Genomic DNA, 17130 nt, shown 5'->3' with positions numbered 1-17130 from the left:
CACCTAGGTCAATTCTCAATATGGCATTCAGGCATGCCTAAGGCATCTCAGGGCGTGAAAGTAGGCAGTTTGTTGACCTGTATCAATTTTGGTAATTCGGCAACCTGCCTGCTGCACTTGGGTTGCGTGTGTCTGTGAAGCCATGAAATACTCTTAATATCCTCCACTCGATAGTGATTACTTCTTTGTCATGAATTGCTCCACTTTTAAATGGCTGCTTTGTTTGCTGATAAGCCTTGCCTTGGCGCAGCCATTGATAGTCGTGGCGATGGATCATCATGAAGATGAACCTTGTCTGTTCACTGACATTGATCTAGCCAGTGGAGCGATCGAAGTTGTTGGGTCGGTCAGCATTGGCGACCACGATGCCTCCCATATGGCAGAGTGCTGTATGCCCTGTGCTCAGTGTGCGGTAAATCTTGCGTTGCTTATCGAAGACGCAACCTCCGCCACGTCGACCTTGCCTCGTTATCTGGTCAACTGGTCGCCAGCTCCGCGCGCGCTCTTTGATCGCCCTCCTCGCGTTTAAACCTTCATCGCTGAACGTTCAGCTCGCCTATGGCGGGCCAAGATGATGATTTTAATCACGAGGAATAGCCATGAAACGTCGCGAATTTCTTCGCTACACCACCCTGGGTGGTATTGCCCTATCTGGGTCTGGCCTATTGGTTCACGCTTTGGCCGGACGGCATACACAGGCGTCACCAACAGCTCTGCTAGATAACGCTAGCATCCCTGCAGGACAACCCCTTCAACCATTGCCTCGGATTGCAAACTTGAGTGATCAGGTTGGGCGCTTTCAAAGTGTGTTAACCCCCGCTGCCCATGCGCTGCCAGTGAGCGATGGGCTGGAGGCAAAGTTGTGGCTCTACAACGGTAAAGTGTTGCCATTGATTGAGGTGCGCGAGGGGGATGAGTTAGACATTACGCTGATAAATGAGCTTGAGCAGGAAACGACGCTGCACTGGCATGGGGTACCGGTGCCCCAGTCGCAAGATGGGGCACCCTGGGAAGCCGTATTACCAGGAGAGTCACGACATTATCGTTATGTTTTTCATAGGGGGAGTGCAGGGTTACACTGGTTTCACCCCCACCCACATGAAGGTACTGCGCGTCAGGTAGCTCATGGTTTAGCGGGTGCATTGTTGGTCAGGCCCCGATTAGGCGTGTTGCCCGCGGAGGTGGAAGAGCATTTGCTAGTGGTCAGCGACCTGCGCCTGAATATGAATGGCGAAGTGGCGCCCCATACCAGCGAAGATTGGATGAATGGACGCGAGGGGGAGCTTCTGTTGGTCAACGGCCAACGCGAGCCACGTCTTGATGTGGCGCCGGGCACTACTCTGCGGCTGCGGCTGGTCAACGCCTGTGCTGGCCGGTACTTGCGTTTACGCTTGGAAGATCACGAGTTGACCCTGATCGGTACCGATGGCGGGCTGATCGAGCGACCACAACCACTCGAAGAGTTGCTGCTCACCCCGGGTGAGCGGGTCGATCTGCTAGTACGCATCAGCGAGAAATCTGAAAGGAGTTTTGAGCTGGCGAGTCATCCCTATACACGTGGTTGGATGGGGGCTAAGCCGGCACATCTGGACGAGATTGCTTCGCTATTATCGATTCATACCCTAAATACTGGCGTATACCCCGCCGTCGCGTTACCTGACCCCTTGTCCCATATCGAACCCCTGGGCGAACCAGTGGTGAGACGTCAAGTGGAACTGACCGAGGTGATGCCAGACCATGACAATCACGGTGCGGTGAATGGCGATCCGCATGCCGGCCACGGCGGCAGTGACAGCCATCACGGAACCCATGGGCCGGGGCATGGGGCGAGTCACGCTAGCGACGATGATAGAGCGGTTCGACCCAAGGTGGATTTTCTGATCAACGGCCGTGCCTTTGCCATGAACGACGTCCTGTTTGAGGGGCAGGTTGGCGAGGTAGAGGAGTGGGAAGTCTTCAATAACTCCCATATGGATCACCCCTTCCATGTGCATGGCACCCACTTTCAGGTGATCGCTACCCGCGATGCTGACAGGGAATGGCGAGACGCGCCCTGGCTGGCCTGGAAGGACACCGTCAACCTGGCTCCTTATCAGCGTCTCAGGCTGCGCATGGTGTTCCTCAAGCCCGGCGATTGGCTGTTCCACTGCCACATCATCGAACACGAAGAGCTAGGCATGATGGCAACGATCCGTGTGAGTTGAGCTTGCCTTGCCTTGCCTTGTTTTGCTTTGGCGTTGCGCGTTGGCTTTGCGTGGTGCTTGTCCACCTGACGACTGATAAGGACGTGATGTCATGACCTATTATCGCTGGCCACTCGCCGTGGCCTTCCTGCTTACCTTGCTTTCAGGTTGCTCCCGAGAACCGAGTAGTATCAGTCTTGAGCAACTGCGAGAGCAGACCCATATTCACGGCCTGGCCGTCGATCGAGCGGATAGCGAACGACTATGGTTGGCCACCCATCATGGCTTCTATGCCGTTGGTAGTGATGGAATGGCCCGCCGGGTCTCGGAGGAGACCCATGACTTCATGGGTTTTGCTCCTCACCCGGAAGAAGCCGAGACCTTCTTTGCCAGCGGCCACCCGGCCAGGGGAGGCAACCTCGGCGTGGTTAAGTCCCGGGATTCAGGCCGCAGCTGGTCACAATTAGCTATCGGCGTTGATGGCCCGGTGGACTTTCATCAGATGACCATCAGTGAGGCCAGTCCCGACGTGCTCTATGGGGCTAATGGTGGCCAGCTCCAAGTCAGCCAGGATGGTGGAGCCAATTGGCAGATTCGCGCCCAGGCGCCGGCCGGGCTGATTTCACTGGCTGCCTCGAGCCGTGATCCCGAACAACTCTATGCCGCCACCCAAACCGGGCTATTGATGAGTCCTGACGGAGGCGAACGATGGCGACAAGTATACCCTGAGCGTCGCCCTACGAGCCTGGTGGTGGCCAGCCAAGGAGAGCTTTACGCCTTCATGATAGGGGTAGGCTTGCTGAGAGTTGGGGAGGGCAGCCGGGATTGGGAGGTAGTCAAGCGTGGCTGGGAAGAGCGCTATCTGATGCATCTGGCGCTGGATCCGCACGACTCCCAGCGTTTGGTGGCGGTTGATGACCTCAATCAACTGCTGATCAGTAATAACGGTGGGCGCGATTGGTCGCACCTCTAATGAATTGGGAGATACCACATGTTGCAATATCCCCAGATTGATCCAGTGGCCATCAGCCTCGGCCCGTTCGCGATTCACTGGTATGGCCTGATGTATGTGGTGGGCTTCGGCGCCGCCTGGTGGCTTGGGCGCCTTAGAGCTAATCGGCTTAAGCTAACCCACGATGACATTAGCGACCTGATCTTTTACTCCGCGGTAGGCGTAGTGGTTGGTGGCCGGTTGGGCTATGTCCTGTTCTATGGAATAGAACAGTTTATGGCCAACCCCTTATGGCTGTTCAAAGTTTGGGAAGGCGGTATGAGCTTTCATGGTGGACTGCTCGGGGTGCTGGCGGCGACGCTATGGTTTGCGCGAAAGCATCGGCTCGGCTTCTTTGCCCTAACCGACTTCATCGCACCACTGGTGCCGATCGGTCTTGGTGCAGGGCGAATCGGCAATTTCATCAATCACGAGCTGCCGGGGCGCGTCAGCAACCTGCCCTGGGCGATGCCGTTTCCCCACATGGGCCCAGAGCCACGACACCCCTCTGCGCTTTATGAATTCGCCCTGGAAGGGGTGGTGCTGTTCGTGCTGCTGTGGTGGCTTTCCGCTGAACCGAGGCGGCGAGGTCTGATCTCTGGTCTTTTTTTGCTGCTGTACGGCGTGTTTCGCTTCACAGTTGAATTCGTGAGGTTGCCGGATGAACACATCGGCTTCCTCGCGTTTGGCTGGGTCACCATGGGAATGCTGCTGACTGCCCCTATGATACTGGTCGGCATGGCGCTGATCACCTGGTCGCGCCAACAACCGGTGGATAATCATAGCCAACCCGGTTTATATCTGCGCCGCCGAGAGAGGAGGACACAATGATACTATCGCTTGGGCACTCCAACACCATTACTGCCATTATTATTAAAACGGGGCTAGGGGCGTTGCTTATCGCTACGCTGCTGAGCACTTCGCCTGTGCTTGCTGAAGACGTGGGGGAGTGGCCGCAGGGCCACTACAGGTTGCCTGAGTACGGTGACCTGATTGGTGAGGCCTATAAGGTAGTGGTAGACAACGAGGCGGATACGCTCCTCGATATCGCCCGTACCCATAACCTGGGCTACGAGGAAATCCGTCGGGCTAATCCGAACGTCAGTCTTTGGGTGCCGGGCGTCGGAACAGAAGTGCTCGTGCCAGCCCAGTATATCCTGCCCGATGCCGAGAGGACTGGCATTGTAATTAACATCGCCGAGTTACGTCTCTACTATTTTCCGGAGATAGGCGAAGGTGAGGTGCCGCGAGTCGAGACCTATCCGATCGGTATCGGTCGAGATGGCTATAACACCCCACTGGGAATTACCACCACTACCATGCGGCTTGAGGATCCTGCCTGGTATCCGCCACGTTCCATGCGTGAAGAAGCGGCGGCGCGAGGCGAACCGGCACCCTCAGTGGTGCCGCCGGGTCCCGATAACCCGCTCGGCAAGCATGCCATCCTGCTCGATATTCCTGGTTATCTAATTCACGGTACCAATGATCCGGACGGCATTGGCATGCGCGCCAGCCGTGGCTGCATACGCATGTTTCCGGAAGATGTTAAAGCAATATTCGGTGCTGTGCCTTTAGGCACTCAGGTTAATATCGTCGATCAGCCCGTCAAGATCGGCTGGGACGATGGCACTGCGTTCGTGCAGGTATATCAGTTTCTTGAAAATCAGAACCACGGCAGACAAGCACTGCTTGAGATGCAGCCGAAGCTCAATCAGTACATCTTGGATCAATCGGTAAATTATGCACAACTCCAAGAACTGCTGGAGAGATCCGACGGTCAAGTAGTGCCCATCGATACGCCAACTCAGGATGAGCTTCTAGAAGAACAAGCACAACCCTTGATATTGCTTTATGAGGTGGGTCTTTAACGCTTTCATAAGGGTGTTTGGGATGCTGAGAAAAGTCAGCCAAGCTTCCCAGGCACCCGAATAAAGTCGATATTAATCATATGTGAAATAGGGTTAGCCTTGCGATGAAGTGGTGTCTAGGTATGAAAAAATATGAACCATCACGTTATAGCTAAAAAAGTCAGTATGTCGACTAGGCGTCATAGAATTGGAAGACATTTCGTTGTTGTACTGATTGGTGCCATGACAGCTTATCTTTTTTGGTTGAGCCGAATGGAGTGGGACGCTGAGATGCGCACTTGGCGCGCTTTAGGGAAACACTGCATAAATACGACCGTTGCTGCCTAAGTGCCACCGGCAGGGCAAAATACAGTTTTCCACTACCCGCCAGAGTTCTCGATGAAACAGATCTCGTTTGCTCAGGCTGAGCACCAGAACAATAAGAAGGTCACCCGCCGGGAACGGTTCCTGGCCCAGATGTTGCGGATCTACTTCCTTCAGCAATGGTATGCACTGGTCGACGAAGCGCTTGAAGATGCCATCTATGACAGCCAGGCCATGCGCGACTTCATCTGTATCGATTTGGTCATCAAAAGTGTTCCCGACGCGACTGATCTTTCTTATTCAGTTTAGTGACAGTGGTATTGTGGGTCGCCTGTTCGATCAGGCCCCACATGAAGTGACGAAGAACCATAAAAAAGCTTGGGCATACGCCCAAGCAATCGATCAAAACAGCTTCTCTGCTATGCTACTAACTCACCCTAGAAACTATACTGGGCAGCCACCATCACACGGCTCGCATCTTCTTCACGGCCATCGGCCAACTCCGTTTCGAAATAGCCGTACTCAATTCCGTACATCAAGCGTTCGTTGGGAGTCCACATCAGATTAAGAAATGTATTCTTGTTCTTTCTACCTGCATTCCCACCTACGGTAGGGTCGCCCAATTCGACATCGGTATAGCCATGGGACGCGTTCAGTGAATACTGTGGTGATATTTGATAAGAAAGACCAAGGGCTCCGCCATAGCCAGATAGCGTTTGCAGCTTACCGTTGGTATCGACGTAGGCATCGGCACCGTTGAAGTAATCGCCAGACAGATAGAGGTAACTGTTCGCCCCCTCGCTGGCGTTCACGATCGCTCTCAAGGTCACCGGTCCGGCATGGTAGGCACCTGCGGCGAAGGCCCCATAGCCCATTTCCGTATCCTTCTCGCTGCCGGTATCGTACTTCAGCTGCCGGGCGATGCCGGCGATTGAGTAGGAAAAGTCACCCATACTATCTTCATAGCGCAGGCTCAACGCGGGCATCGATGATACGGCATCGTCATTATCCGGTAGCAAATCCTCTTCTGGCACGGAGCCATCGATGTTCTCCGCCAGCTGTGCCTTTGGATCCTCCGCAGCTATCGAGAATCCTCCCATGGTGTAGCGCAACTGGGCTAGGCGCGACCCATAGCCATTGCTTCCCGCCGTGCCGAAGAAATCCAGTGTGGGTGTGGCGGCGACGAAGGTGTTATAATTCGACCAGGTCTGTCCGGCAAGGATGCCATTCCAGGACCCATAGGCATGCCGTAGTCTGAAGCCCGTATTATCATCGTTGTAGGACCATAAATCCCCTTCGATAACGGTGTCTAGCGTGCTCCCCTCGACAGGCGTACTGGTCCGAAAGCCGATGCGGCTTTGTGTCGCGGTGACTTGAAACTGATCCCCGACATCCCTCTCATCTTCCGATCCTGCGACTTCAGCAAAGTAACCTTCGTTAGCTGATCCGGCATCCCGATCGAAGTTGTAAGCCATGTTCAGCCTGGCGTAGCCATAAAGCCCCACGGTGGTCTCTCCCACTTGGGTTTCCAGGGCCGAAACATACGTCGAGCCGATTGCCAAGGCCATAACCGTCATGCTGACCAAGGGAATCTTCTTGTTATTCCACATGATGACACCTCTTTATGAATTGTCTTGTTTTTACGCCGATTGCGGCACTATAAAGTTAGCGAAAATTCCTGAACTAAAGCTGAATTTGTTTGCCGAGATACTAGTTTTTCAATAAAAAAGGTCAGCTCATGGCTGACCTTCTTAATTCATGTCAAGACTAAAGGATATCAATAGGCGACATGTAGTTCATAATAAGGGTTATCATCACTGCCTCCCCTTGATCTTCCTGTTACCTCAAGCTGATAATTACCCGGTTGCAGCTGACGAACAAGTTCGAAGTGCCCCCGTGGGCTGGAAGCTTCTGCTACCTGCTGTCCCGCCTCATTATAAAGAACAGCTGAAATGCGGTTGCCAGTGCTGGTAAATCCTGGAAAGTGCTCACTCACTACTTTCAGTGTAGTCGCTTGTTCAATGTTAATATTGAAACGCTTAGGTTGCCCCTGGGCAAGCATCTGTGTAGAAGATACGCCTCTTTCTAGTAAGGGAAGATTCTGTGTTGTATTGCCTAAGCTCGCTAATACAGGTGTAGAGAGGATACTTGCTACTACTGCACTAAAAACAATTGCTTTAATTTTCATGGTGGTTTACTCCGCTGGTTATTTACAATTTAATAATAACCTTAGAGTATGAATTGAAGCTGAATTTAGTGGTTTATTAGCAAAAAAAAACGCCACCTTTCGGTGGCGCAAGTTATAGAGTGCTTAACGATTTAAAGCATTAACCTGACACCTGCCACCACGCCGGTATCTTCGGTATTATTCCCGCCAGCACGAGAAAGGTCAGCGGTATCGCCATACTCTTTTACCCAGTAAGCGCCCACGTAAGGCGCAAAGCGTCTGGTCACTTCGTAGCCCAGGCGCATGCCGACACGCACTGAGTTAAGGCCCTCACCCACACCAAACTCCTCAACTTTACTGGCAGCTACGGCAATTTCGGTGCGCGGCTGTAGGTAGAGCCGCTGAGTCAGACGCAGATCGTATTCGCCTTCAAAACTGGCGGCCACGTCGCCATCTTCACTCACTTGTAATGCCACGTCGGTTTCAATGCCGTAGGGCATTACGCCTTGCAGGCCGACAACCCCATAGGTGCGTTCAGCGTGATCATCGGAGAAAACACCGCCTTGATAACCGATCCCCCCCTGTAACTCCCAAAAATCAGCCACTAAACGACTATAGAGTAGTTCCAAAGACTCAAACTCAGCATCTTCGCCGTCGCCCTGGACATTTTCGCCTTCTGACTTTAGGTAAATGCGGTTGATATCGCCGCCGTACCAGCCTTGAAAGTCCCATACCACGGCTTCTGGGCCTTTATCAGGCACGCTATATTCGAGCCGATCAAACAGTGCCATACCCATATTATGTTCCTCAGTGGGCGCTGGCCAACTGTCTGGTGCCGCATAGCCATCTTCGGCTTGAGCGGTCGTGGCGGCGGCCATGCCAAGGGCGGCGCTGGCGAGGGTTAAGTAGCGCTTAATTTTCATACTGCCTCCTTAAGAAACTTGAACAACGCGGAACATGCCAGCATCCATGTGATAGAGAAGGTGGCAGTGGAACGCCCAACTGCCCTCTGCATCTGCGGTGATCAACGCAGATACGCGCTCACCGGGCTTCACATTTAGGGTGTGTTTGCGTGGTATCAATTCCCCTTGGCCGTTTTCCAGCTCCATCCACATGCCGTGGAGGTGGATAGGATGCTCCATCATGGTGTCGTTAATCAGAATTAGGCGCAGCCGCTCGTCTTTCACAAAATGAATAGGGCCCGTCACTTCGCTAAACTTCTTACCGTCGAACGACCATATATAACGCTCCATATTGCCGGTCAGGTGCAGCTCAAGCTCACGGCCTGGCTCACGGCGATCAGGCCATGGTGTGATCGCTTTGAGATCCCGGTAGACTAATATGCGTCGTTCGTCGGGGTCGATGCCGATGCCCGCCTGGTCGTAGCGAGAGCCGGGCTGGGCTTCACCAGCGAGAAGCAAACCGTTTGCGCCTATTTTGGCCTGCTCGGCTGCCATGCCTCCCATAGTAGAGTGATCCATGCCTTGCATGTTGGACATACCGGAGTGATCCATCCCAGCCATGCTGGAATGATCCATCCCCGACATGTTGGACATGCCAGAGTGATCCATCCCCGCCATGTTGGAGTGATCCATACCGCCCATACCGTGGGCACCCATGGCTTCCATGCCGCGGTCGGCAATTTGGCGGCGCTTGGGAATCTCCGCCTGCATGCCTTCACGCGGGGCTAGCGTGGCGCGAGCATAGCCGCTCCGATCCATGGCTTCGGCGAAGATGGTATAAGCTCGATCATCTTCTGGTGAAACAAGCACATCGTACGTTTCCGCCACGCCAATACGGAACTCATCAACAGGAACGGGTTGCACTGGCTGGCCATCGGCAGCAACGACGGTCATCTTCAAACCAGGTATACGTACATCAAAGTATGACATCGCCGACCCGTTAATCACGCGTAGTCGTACCCGCTCACCAGCCTTGAACAGCGCATTCCAGTTTTCTTGGGGGGAGTGACCGTTAAGCAGGTAGGTATAAGTACTGCCGGTGACATCGGCGATATCCCGCGAACTCATGCGCATTTGAGCCCACATGCCGCGCATTTCAGCGGTCTGAGCAAAACCGTTGTTACGAACATCGGCAAAGAAGTCAGCAATCGTGCGCTCTTGGAAGTTGTAATAGCCTTCCATGGTTTTCAGATTACGGAACACCGACATCGGGTCTTCAAAAGTCCAGTCGGTGAGCAGTAACACATGCTCACGGTCGTAACGGATAGGCTCACGCTCGGCAGCGTCGATAATCAATGGCCCTGCATGGCCAAGCTGCTCCTGCATACCGGAATGACTGTGGTACCAGTAGGTACCGTTCTGACAGACGGGAAAACGGTAGGTAAAGGTTTCACCAGGGGCGATACCTGCAAAGCTAACGCCAGGCACACCATCCATTTCCGGCGGTAGAATGAGACCATGCCAGTGGATGGAGGTGGGCTCGTCCAGCAGGTTGGTGACACGCAGTACTGCGTCTTGACCTTCTTTCAAACGAATCAGCGGGCCAGGACTGGTACCGTTAATGGTAATTGGTTGGGCTTCTTGTCCGTCAATAGGCAACGATTCACGGCGGATCGCCAGCGATACCTCGGGCCCTTCTTCAACGCCCTGAGCATAGACGTTGGTACGGCCCCAGGGGTTTGCCCAGGCGGGAGTTAACCCCATTGCCGCAGCAGAACCTAAGCCTAAGGCAGCGCCTCCTTTTAACACTTGCCGACGAGAAAGAGGGTGAGAAATGATACTTGAGCGCGCCATGTGTAACTCCCATCAATGATGAATGACACCATCTTAATGGAAGAACCTGAAACAAAGCTGAATAATGATTAATTAGCTACTTCACCCGCTAGAGGCAGGATAATCGTAACGCGCAGTCCACCCAGTGGACTGCGCTCAAAATACGAGTGCCCTGAGTAGCGGGCAATTAGCTGCGCAAGAATCGACAGGCCTAAGCCGTAGCCGGGACGGCGTTCATCCAGTCGTGTGCCACGCTCTCCCAAGCGCGAAAGATCCTCTTCTGCAACGCCGAGGCCGTCATCATCAATGGTGAGCGTGAGTGTGGTTGCGGAGACGGCAATATCGCAATTAACGCACCTATTCGACCATTTGCCAGCGTTATCGAGCACGATGCCTAATATTTCAGAAAAGTCGTGAGCCTCAATAGGCACTTGGTCTTTCTCGCCTGCCGAGTGGGCGAGGTTGAACATACGCTCAGGATAGAGGCTACGTAACATCTCAATCAGCCGTAAGCTATCACGAGTAACGTTGGCCATTCGTCCCGCTTTAGGGCCTGCAATACGTGAACGACGCAGCTCCGCATCCAACTGGGCGTTAATGTCTTCAATACGGCTGAGTAGTTTATGGCGCCGGTTGTCATCAATAGGCCGGTTGCCACGCAGTACTTGAGTAACGGCTGCCAGCGGTGTTTTTAATGCGTGTGATAGGTTGGCGACCGATTCTCGCGAGCGCTTCAGACGAAGATCAATGTCGTCCATGAACCAGTTCAACTGGTCGACTAATTCATCTAGCTCCGAAGGGGCTACTAATGACAAGCGATCACGTTTGCCTGATCGCAATGCTTCAAGTTGTTGGCGCAGTTGCCAGAGTGGTATGAGTCCACGGTTAACCGCTAGCATGTTGAGTATGATGAGCATCCCTAAAAGCACGGCGGCGATCCCACCGACCCACCAGTGTAAAGTTGCAAGCCCTGCTTCTACTTGGGAAAAATCCTCGCCCACCAATAGCACACCCTGCGTGCCCTGCCACTCAAAATGGCGGCGATAGACGAGCATGTGCTGTGTTCCGCGATTCACATCTATTAGGGCATCGCCGCTCTCATCTAGCAACGGAGCCAGCTGTTGCTGCCATTGCGGGTCAGAAGCGTTGACCGAGCCATTGAAACGGAGTACGTAGAGATGATGAAAGACTTGATAGCCTTGGCTAACCGAGTCGAGCGCAGTCGGTACAGCCGTTTGGTCTTGCTCTAGCTGCGCGACCGCGTGGTTTGCTTCACGTTGTAAGCGTTCACCTAAAAAATCCCTTGCCAGGCTCTGTAAAAAGATCCCGTGCAATAGCCACGTGGTGACCACCACCAGTAGCGCGACGCCGCCTAACCATGCGAGTAGCCGAATGCGTAAACTGCGTCTATCAATGTGAAGCAAAGAAATACCCCTGACCACGTCGCGTTTGAATGACTGATTTACCGAGATAACGGCGCAGACGAGCGATGTAGACTTCCACCAAGTTAGATGCGGCAGCGTCCTGATCCAAGGCGTAGAGCTGCTCTAGTAGCTGATCTTTCGAGTGAATACGGTCTGGATGAAGCATTAAGTAGCGCAGTAATCGAAACTCCGTTGCTGTTAGCGAACGCCACGTTTCTCCTTCTAAGCACACGCGTTGACCCGCCTCATCCAACGAGACACCGTTAAGCGTAATCACATGAGATAACTGACCAGACTGCCTACGCAACAAGGCCTTCAGGCGAGCCATAAGTTCGGCTTCGTGGAAAGGCTTGGTGAGATAATCATCGGCTCCGGTTTCAAGTCCGATAACTTTATCTTCCCAGGTATCGCGCGCCGTCAAAATCAAAATAGGCGTACTGCGCTTCTGCTTGCGCCAATGAGCGAGAAGATCTAACCCCGACCCATCGGGCAAACCGACATCTAAAATAGCCAGCTCATAATCCTCGGTTGCCATGAGCGACTTGGCCGCTTTCAATGAAGCGGCCAAATCAACCAGGTAACCGTTCTCCTTGAGACTCTCTGCCAAGCTTTCTGCTAACAAATCATCATCTTCGAGTAGCAACAGTTTCATGGGTCTGCGTCAGATTAGAGAGAAAAATTACCGTACATGCCGGATTCATAATGACCAGGAATGTTACAGGCATACTCTAGCTCGTTAACATTGTCAGGGACACTCCATAATAAAGTCCCGGTTTCACCAGGCGCAATGGTGACACCTGCCATGTCCATGCTGGCCATATCGTGACCGCCGCCGTGTGACATATTCGACATATCGTGGCCTCCGCCATTTGCCATGTCTAGCATCATTTGACGATGCTCTTCCTGGGCTTCTTTACTGCCAATCACAAATTCATGCTCTAAATTGCCGGTGTTGGTGATTTCAAATTTAACCACCTCCCCAGCCGCCAGTTCTAGCTCTTCAGGGTCGAACCACATATCGCCAGCCTCAAGGCTGATCGTGCGGTCAACGTCAGCCTCGGTTAGGTTATTGCCACCACCGCCGTGGCCGGGTGCAGCCAGCGCCGCGCCCGTGATCAGACTTAATGAAAGGGCAAACAAAGACGTTGTTAAAAGAGTGTAGCGCATGGTCATTTACCTCAGAGGTTATTGTCACTTGTTCTTTATACGGCGTAAACCTGAAACGAGCCTGAACCTAACGTAAAAATATGGCCTGCTACCCAAAAGCATTTCTAACATGATGATGGATCCTGCCCCCCCTGATTAGAGTCAACGCTGCAGCAATGACTTTTCGTCTTGTTGGTGCAATTGCCTATGGCAGCCTCCGCCTAAACCTCAGCGTAAGGCCCATAAGAAGGAGACCGTTAATTTCGAGCTCTGGAACGGCTCAACAAGGTGGTTGACCTGTTAGTCACCCATTCGGTGATGACACTCTTGTCAGCACTGCCGTGATCAACAAGATAACCGCGACCAGCACCATCTCCAGTGCAATACTTCTCTGTAACCGTCCTGGGGCTGTTGCGTCGCCGCTCTCAAAGGCCGGCACAAGCCGCCACTTGTTCGCGGCAGCAAATAACAGTAGCGCCGCCACAATCAATACCTTGCCGATCAAGAACTGTCCATATGCCGTGGTGAGCAGGGGTGTGAGACCGCCTGTTAGCAGCGTGGCCAAAGTGACGCCCGCCAGTACCAACACGCCAACTCCGCCCATGGCGATTTTCCCGAAACGGGTCAGAATGTGGGCGGTATTGTCCTGGTTGTGACCCCGTCCTACTAAATGGAACAGCGGCCAAAGCGAGGCCACCCAAAATGCTGCCGCCATCAGGTGAACGATCAGCAAGCCAGCCAGAACGAGGCGTGGGGTGTTTACTGTATGCCCCACCTGCACGAATGCCAGCATCACCAATAAAACGCCTACTAGGCTCACGCTGTTGGCTGTTTTCGAGAGCGCTAAGTTATTAAGCTGAATCGCCTGAACCAGCAGCAAGCCAGCTACCGCCAGCATTAGCCGGCCCCCGGACGCACCCTCAAACACGATTCCGAGCAGCATTGGGTTGGTTGCAGCAGCGATATTGCCGCCCCCAAGGTAACCAGCTTCTAAAGGCCACTGGAACAGAATCAGAATGACCCCCGCCCAGGCAGCAAAGACGCCCATGCGGGCGACGCGCCTCCGGTCGTGATCAGGGAGTCGGGGAAACGCTAGACGAAACAATACGGCCCCCGTCGCGACTAGGGCACTAAGGTAAACCCCAGCCGCCACGAGAATCATCGCGACGGTCCAGACGTCGAGGCTATTTACGGAGAACCACCAGGCCACGGGTCAGGGCTCGACCGAGAAGTTAAAACCGTCAGACATCATGTGCCCGTCATCCGATAGGCCACGCCAGCGCACCTGGTAATCCCCAGCCGAAAGAGTGTCACTGGGCTTTACGAAGTAGCGATCGACCTGTTCACTGCCTGGCTGACCATCAAGAGGAACGGGGCCGTTTGGGCCTGCCACTTCAAACTGGGTGATGCGCATCATGCCACCAAACTCGATGCCAATCTCTGCTGGGGAATCCTGAATGGTGACGCCATCCTTAGGCGAAGTGCTTGCGGCCCCTTCATGGGCCAGCACTGGGATTGCTAGCGACAGCAACAGCGTTGCTAAGGAAGCGTGAATGATAGGGAGCGAACACGTCTTCTTTTGCATACCGTATCCTTATGTTTTTCAGGGTTGAATGGATATTGTTACTTCATCGCGGAGGCGCTAAAACTGATTCGGTTGAGCCTTCTTACATCGTTCATTTTCCCTGTTTGGCGAACAAGGCGCATGACGTCGTATGAATCTTCAAAGAAATGTGTAGGTGTTATAGCGTGCCAACCTGAAGCAGGGCTGAAAATGGCGGAAAAAATGATCTGTGACAACACTTAGGTATTGGGATCGGTTTCTCCTTTACCTTTGGGCCACCTATAGGTTGTAGGCTTATAACGAAAGCTAACTCCGCCTTCTTCCATTTTTAATGGATAAGGCGATGTCTCGACCAGCAACATGATAAGAGGAAATATCATGGTTAAGCACAAGATGATCTTTGCCATTGGTCTGGCTGCAAGCCTCAGTGTCCCCAGCAGCGCCATCTTCGCTCAAGGTATGAGCCAAGGCGCCCAAGGTCAGGGCAATATGATGGACGGCCAAGTCGGTATGGGTTCGGGCATGATGATGGGCAGTCAAGAAGGCATGTACCCAGGAATGATGATGGGAGGGCAAAGCGGGATGATGCCTTGTCCAATGATGGAAGGCATGGGGAGTATGTTCGGCATTGGCGGTATGCTCGACGAGCAGCAGATGAGTACCATGCGTGAGATGCGCCAAGAACACCGCGCGGCCCAGCTTGAGCGGATGGGCGAATTGATGAACCTGCGCGACGACATGATGCAAACCATGCAGACTGAACGCCCTGAACCAGAGGAAATAAAGGCGCTGCATGCTCAAATGGCCAACCTTCATGGCGATATGATGGCTGATAACGTGCGCATGCATAATCAGATGCAGGACTTACTGACCGATGAGCAGCGTGAACAGATGAGAGGAAGCATGCCCAGCCACCATGGCCCGCAATAAGCCTTGGCGATTGCCTCTTTTTTTAGGAGTGATGGCATGATGAACGCGGAATGTTTTGCTTTTATGGGGTCAATGGGGTGGCTAGGCTGGTTGATGCCCCTGGCCATGCTGTTATTAATTGGCTTGGCGATCGCTTCGCTGGCCAAATACCTCTTCAGTCGTTCACGCTAAGGAGTTGAAAATAATGCAACATATGAGCACCAAGCTTTTACTCTCTGGTTCCATGCTGCTTGGGGCGGTCTCCGCCCAGGCGGCGTTACCGCCAGAGGCAACATTGTATAAAAACCCCCAGTGCGGCTGCTGTGACGCTTATGCACGCCATCTTGAAGAGCTCGGCGTAGAAGTGACGATTATTGACGATGTAGAGCTGGGTGATATTAAGCAGCAGGCAGGCGTGCCCTATGGCCTGGGTTCATGCCATACCATTGAGATGGGCGAGTATTGGATCGAAGGCCACGTTCCAATGGAAGCCGTGCAGGCGCTGTTTGAGGAACAACCCGATATTGACGGTATCGGTTTGGCGGGTATGCCCATTGGCACACCGGGTATGCCGGGGCCACAAGAAAGCCCTTACAATGTGTACACGTTTACAGGCCAGGAAGATGAGCCATTTATGACCCTTTAGTAGGGTGATAAAAGCTCGCCTGCTGTCTGCACGCCGTTCTAACGGACTCTTGTAGTACAGCAGGCGCATTCAAGTCATACATTACTAAAACGAAAGCGCTGTATTAAACTTAGGATTTACTTTGCTAGTGCGTTACGGGTCGATTCGTTACGGTAAGCTAAAAATAAGATTGCGTCGTTTTCTTTACACCTACACATTGCCACACTAGCAAGCCTGTTAAAGCTTACTTTGCGCAAAAACCTCCTATTAATATTACGCCTTAATAAAAGGTGAGCATGTTGTATACCCGCGTTAGTAAGATTGGCAGTTCGCATCCCACGTTTATTTCCCAAGCCCGCGTCCTTACTCGTTTTACGATGGCCAATGGGAATGGTGGTCATCGATAACAAAGACGTGCCCGTGTGAGCCTGGGGAATGATGGTGGGAATGGCGATGAGGTTCCGGCCCCTCCCATCCCTCATGTTCGTGCTGATGATGTTCATCGTGGTAGTGCAGGTGGGTGTGACTTTGGGCAGCGTGCTCGTGCTCAAGAGCCATCGGGTCATGTGCGTGCCAGATAAGGGCCGCGAGCCCCGTTGCCGCCAGGGCCACCGTTCCCAGCAAAGCGAACGTACCCGTCAGTCCCAGGTTCACTCCCAGCCAGCCTGCCAACGGATAGGTGACTAGCCAACAGCTGTGTGACAACGAGAACTGGGCAGCAAACAGCGCTGGACGCTCCTCCGGCTGGCATGAACGTTTGAGCAGGCGCCCGGTGGGGGTCATGACCAACGAGGCCCCAGCGCCCAGCAGTAACCATAGCCCGACAAGCCCCGCAAACGATGGGCTCAGCCAGCCCAGGTAGAGGCTGAGTGCCATCATAACGCCACCCAGCAGCATGACTGGCCGCTCGGACACCCGTTCCAGCACCTTGGGCAGCAGTAAGGCTATTAGCATGGAGCCCCCGCCTGCGGCGGCAAAGGCCAGTGCGACTTCTTTCTCGCCCAAATTCAACACCGAGCGTACGAGTACCACCGTGTTGACGATCTGCATGGTCCCGGCGGCTGAAACAGCCAGGTTCAACGCCAGTAGCCCGCGCAACCGGGGCGTCTTCAGGTAAATCCGCATACCATGAGTAACGCGACGCCAGACGCCGGGGGCTTCCTCTAGGGGGTGAGACGCAGGCAGGATCACCGATATAACCAGGGCGGCAGAGAT

At 53.6% G+C, this 17130-nt stretch carries 18 protein-coding genes and 1 pseudogene; 8 read left to right on the top strand and 11 right to left on the bottom strand.

Annotated elements, in window-relative coordinates; all coding sequences use genetic code 11:
* Nucleotides 1-82 precede the first annotated feature (82 nt).
* Nucleotides 83-280, bottom strand: coding sequence for a hypothetical protein (locus GEV37_RS16830; RefSeq protein ID WP_144983648.1), 198 nt, complete (start codon nt 278-280; stop codon nt 83-85).
* Between the two features lie 319 nt (nt 281-599).
* Between GEV37_RS16830 and GEV37_RS16825 the strand changes: the two genes are divergently transcribed.
* The 5 genes and pseudogenes from GEV37_RS16825 to GEV37_RS16805 all read left to right on the top strand — a co-directional run.
* Nucleotides 600-2204 carry a multicopper oxidase family protein gene (locus GEV37_RS16825; protein ID WP_026001907.1) on the top strand — a complete coding sequence of 535 codons (1605 nt, stop codon included), beginning with the start codon at nt 600-602 and terminating at the stop codon, nt 2202-2204.
* A gap of 91 nt (nt 2205-2295) precedes the next feature.
* A complete protein-coding gene (locus GEV37_RS16820; protein ID WP_039181150.1) occupies nt 2296-3156 on the top strand; it encodes a F510_1955 family glycosylhydrolase in 861 nt (286 codons plus the stop codon).
* Between the two features lie 18 nt (nt 3157-3174).
* Entirely contained in the window at nt 3175-4005 is an 831-nt protein-coding gene (gene lgt / locus GEV37_RS16815) for a prolipoprotein diacylglyceryl transferase (protein WP_081195060.1), read from the top strand.
* Nucleotides 4002-5042 carry a L,D-transpeptidase family protein gene (locus GEV37_RS16810; protein WP_081195058.1) on the top strand — a complete coding sequence of 347 codons (1041 nt, stop codon included), beginning with the start codon at nt 4002-4004 and terminating at the stop codon, nt 5040-5042. The genes lgt and GEV37_RS16810 overlap by 4 nt, the downstream gene beginning before the upstream one ends.
* Before the next feature lie 378 nt (nt 5043-5420).
* Nucleotides 5421-5639 (top strand): annotated as a pseudogene (locus GEV37_RS16805) (transposase); the annotation flags it as partial.
* A 143-nt stretch (nt 5640-5782) separates the two neighbouring features.
* Here GEV37_RS16805 and GEV37_RS16800 read toward each other — a convergent pair.
* The 9 genes from GEV37_RS16800 to GEV37_RS16760 all read right to left on the bottom strand — a co-directional run bounded on the left by GEV37_RS16800 (nt 5783) and on the right by GEV37_RS16760 (nt 14402).
* Nucleotides 5783-6955 (bottom strand): DcaP family trimeric outer membrane transporter, encoded by a 1173-nt coding sequence (locus tag GEV37_RS16800; protein WP_227391424.1) that lies wholly within the window; start codon nt 6953-6955, stop codon nt 5783-5785.
* Between the two features lie 167 nt (nt 6956-7122).
* Nucleotides 7123-7533, bottom strand: coding sequence for a hypothetical protein (locus GEV37_RS16795; protein ID WP_227391423.1), 411 nt, complete (start codon nt 7531-7533; stop codon nt 7123-7125).
* A 131-nt stretch (nt 7534-7664) separates the two neighbouring features.
* The gene (locus GEV37_RS16790) at nt 7665-8435 is read right to left on the bottom strand and encodes a copper resistance protein B (RefSeq protein ID WP_227391422.1); all 771 of its coding nucleotides are present in this window, start codon (nt 8433-8435) and stop codon (nt 7665-7667) included.
* Nucleotides 8436-8444: 9 nt separating this feature from the next.
* A complete protein-coding gene (locus GEV37_RS16785; RefSeq protein ID WP_227391421.1) occupies nt 8445-10268 on the bottom strand; it encodes a copper resistance system multicopper oxidase in 1824 nt (607 codons plus the stop codon).
* Nucleotides 10269-10336: 68 nt separating this feature from the next.
* Complete coding sequence (locus tag GEV37_RS16780; RefSeq protein ID WP_227391420.1) at nt 10337-11671, bottom strand: sensor histidine kinase; 1335 nt, start codon at nt 11669-11671, stop codon at nt 10337-10339.
* Complete coding sequence (locus GEV37_RS16775; protein ID WP_227391419.1) at nt 11658-12323, bottom strand: response regulator transcription factor; 666 nt, start codon at nt 12321-12323, stop codon at nt 11658-11660. The genes GEV37_RS16780 and GEV37_RS16775 overlap by 14 nt, the downstream gene beginning before the upstream one ends.
* Before the next feature lie 14 nt (nt 12324-12337).
* The gene (locus GEV37_RS16770; RefSeq protein WP_227391418.1) at nt 12338-12838 is read right to left on the bottom strand and encodes a cupredoxin domain-containing protein; all 501 of its coding nucleotides are present in this window, start codon (nt 12836-12838) and stop codon (nt 12338-12340) included.
* Between the two features lie 283 nt (nt 12839-13121).
* Complete coding sequence (locus tag GEV37_RS16765) at nt 13122-13865, bottom strand: copper resistance D family protein (protein WP_227391417.1); 744 nt, start codon at nt 13863-13865, stop codon at nt 13122-13124.
* Nucleotides 13866-14030: 165 nt separating this feature from the next.
* Nucleotides 14031-14402: a copper resistance CopC family protein gene (locus GEV37_RS16760; RefSeq protein ID WP_227391416.1), complete on the bottom strand. Its 372-nt coding sequence runs from the start codon at nt 14400-14402 to the stop codon at nt 14031-14033.
* Nucleotides 14403-14759: 357 nt separating this feature from the next.
* On the opposite strand from GEV37_RS16760, the gene GEV37_RS16755 reads away from it, so the two are divergent.
* From GEV37_RS16755 to GEV37_RS16750, 3 genes are read left to right on the top strand one after another with little or no spacing between them, the layout of a single operon-like run.
* A complete protein-coding gene (locus GEV37_RS16755) occupies nt 14760-15311 on the top strand; it encodes a Spy/CpxP family protein refolding chaperone (RefSeq protein WP_227391415.1) in 552 nt (183 codons plus the stop codon).
* A 36-nt stretch (nt 15312-15347) separates the two neighbouring features.
* The gene (locus tag GEV37_RS16980; RefSeq protein ID WP_008957443.1) at nt 15348-15482 is read left to right on the top strand and encodes a hypothetical protein; all 135 of its coding nucleotides are present in this window, start codon (nt 15348-15350) and stop codon (nt 15480-15482) included.
* A gap of 13 nt (nt 15483-15495) precedes the next feature.
* Nucleotides 15496-15936 (top strand): DUF411 domain-containing protein, encoded by a 441-nt coding sequence (locus GEV37_RS16750; protein WP_008957442.1) that lies wholly within the window; start codon nt 15496-15498, stop codon nt 15934-15936.
* A gap of 351 nt (nt 15937-16287) precedes the next feature.
* Here the strand turns inward: GEV37_RS16750 and GEV37_RS16745 are convergent.
* The coding region (locus tag GEV37_RS16745) for an MFS transporter (RefSeq protein ID WP_227391414.1) at nt 16288-17130 on the bottom strand (843 nt) is incomplete at its 5' end.

Origin of the sequence: Vreelandella malpeensis, from assembly GCF_020622355.1 — a bacterium.
Taxonomy (GTDB): domain Bacteria; phylum Pseudomonadota; class Gammaproteobacteria; order Pseudomonadales; family Halomonadaceae; genus Vreelandella; species Vreelandella malpeensis.
The sequence above is the reverse complement of the archived record's forward strand: the minus strand, read 5'-3'. Positions and strand labels throughout refer to the sequence as shown.

Bases quoted from the DNA above. Each gene is read 5' to 3' on its own strand.
- GEV37_RS16795 (WP_227391423.1), bottom strand. From the start codon at position 7,533: ATGAAAATTAAAGCAATTGTTTTTAGTGCAGTAGTAGCAAGTATCCTC.
- GEV37_RS16755 (WP_227391415.1), top strand. From the start codon at position 14,760: ATGGTTAAGCACAAGATGATCTTTGCCATTGGTCTGGCTGCAAGCCTC.
- GEV37_RS16820 (WP_039181150.1), top strand. From the start codon at position 2,296: ATGACCTATTATCGCTGGCCACTCGCCGTGGCCTTCCTGCTTACCTTG.
- GEV37_RS16790 (WP_227391422.1), bottom strand. From the start codon at position 8,435: ATGAAAATTAAGCGCTACTTAACCCTCGCCAGCGCCGCCCTTGGCATG.
- GEV37_RS16785 (WP_227391421.1), bottom strand. From the start codon at position 10,268: ATGGCGCGCTCAAGTATCATTTCTCACCCTCTTTCTCGTCGGCAAGTG.
- GEV37_RS16770 (WP_227391418.1), bottom strand. From the start codon at position 12,838: ATGCGCTACACTCTTTTAACAACGTCTTTGTTTGCCCTTTCATTAAGT.
- GEV37_RS16825 (WP_026001907.1), top strand. From the start codon at position 600: ATGAAACGTCGCGAATTTCTTCGCTACACCACCCTGGGTGGTATTGCC.
- lgt (WP_081195060.1), top strand. From the start codon at position 3,175: ATGTTGCAATATCCCCAGATTGATCCAGTGGCCATCAGCCTCGGCCCG.
- GEV37_RS16750 (WP_008957442.1), top strand. From the start codon at position 15,496: ATGCAACATATGAGCACCAAGCTTTTACTCTCTGGTTCCATGCTGCTT.
- GEV37_RS16765 (WP_227391417.1), bottom strand. From the start codon at position 13,865: ATGGGCGTCTTTGCTGCCTGGGCGGGGGTCATTCTGATTCTGTTCCAG.
- GEV37_RS16760 (WP_227391416.1), bottom strand. From the start codon at position 14,402: ATGCAAAAGAAGACGTGTTCGCTCCCTATCATTCACGCTTCCTTAGCA.
- GEV37_RS16830 (WP_144983648.1), bottom strand. From the start codon at position 280: ATGATGATCCATCGCCACGACTATCAATGGCTGCGCCAAGGCAAGGCT.
- GEV37_RS16980 (WP_008957443.1), top strand. From the start codon at position 15,348: ATGATGAACGCGGAATGTTTTGCTTTTATGGGGTCAATGGGGTGGCTA.
- GEV37_RS16775 (WP_227391419.1), bottom strand. From the start codon at position 12,323: ATGAAACTGTTGCTACTCGAAGATGATGATTTGTTAGCAGAAAGCTTG.
- GEV37_RS16800 (WP_227391424.1), bottom strand. From the start codon at position 6,955: ATGTGGAATAACAAGAAGATTCCCTTGGTCAGCATGACGGTTATGGCC.
- GEV37_RS16810 (WP_081195058.1), top strand. From the start codon at position 4,002: ATGATACTATCGCTTGGGCACTCCAACACCATTACTGCCATTATTATT.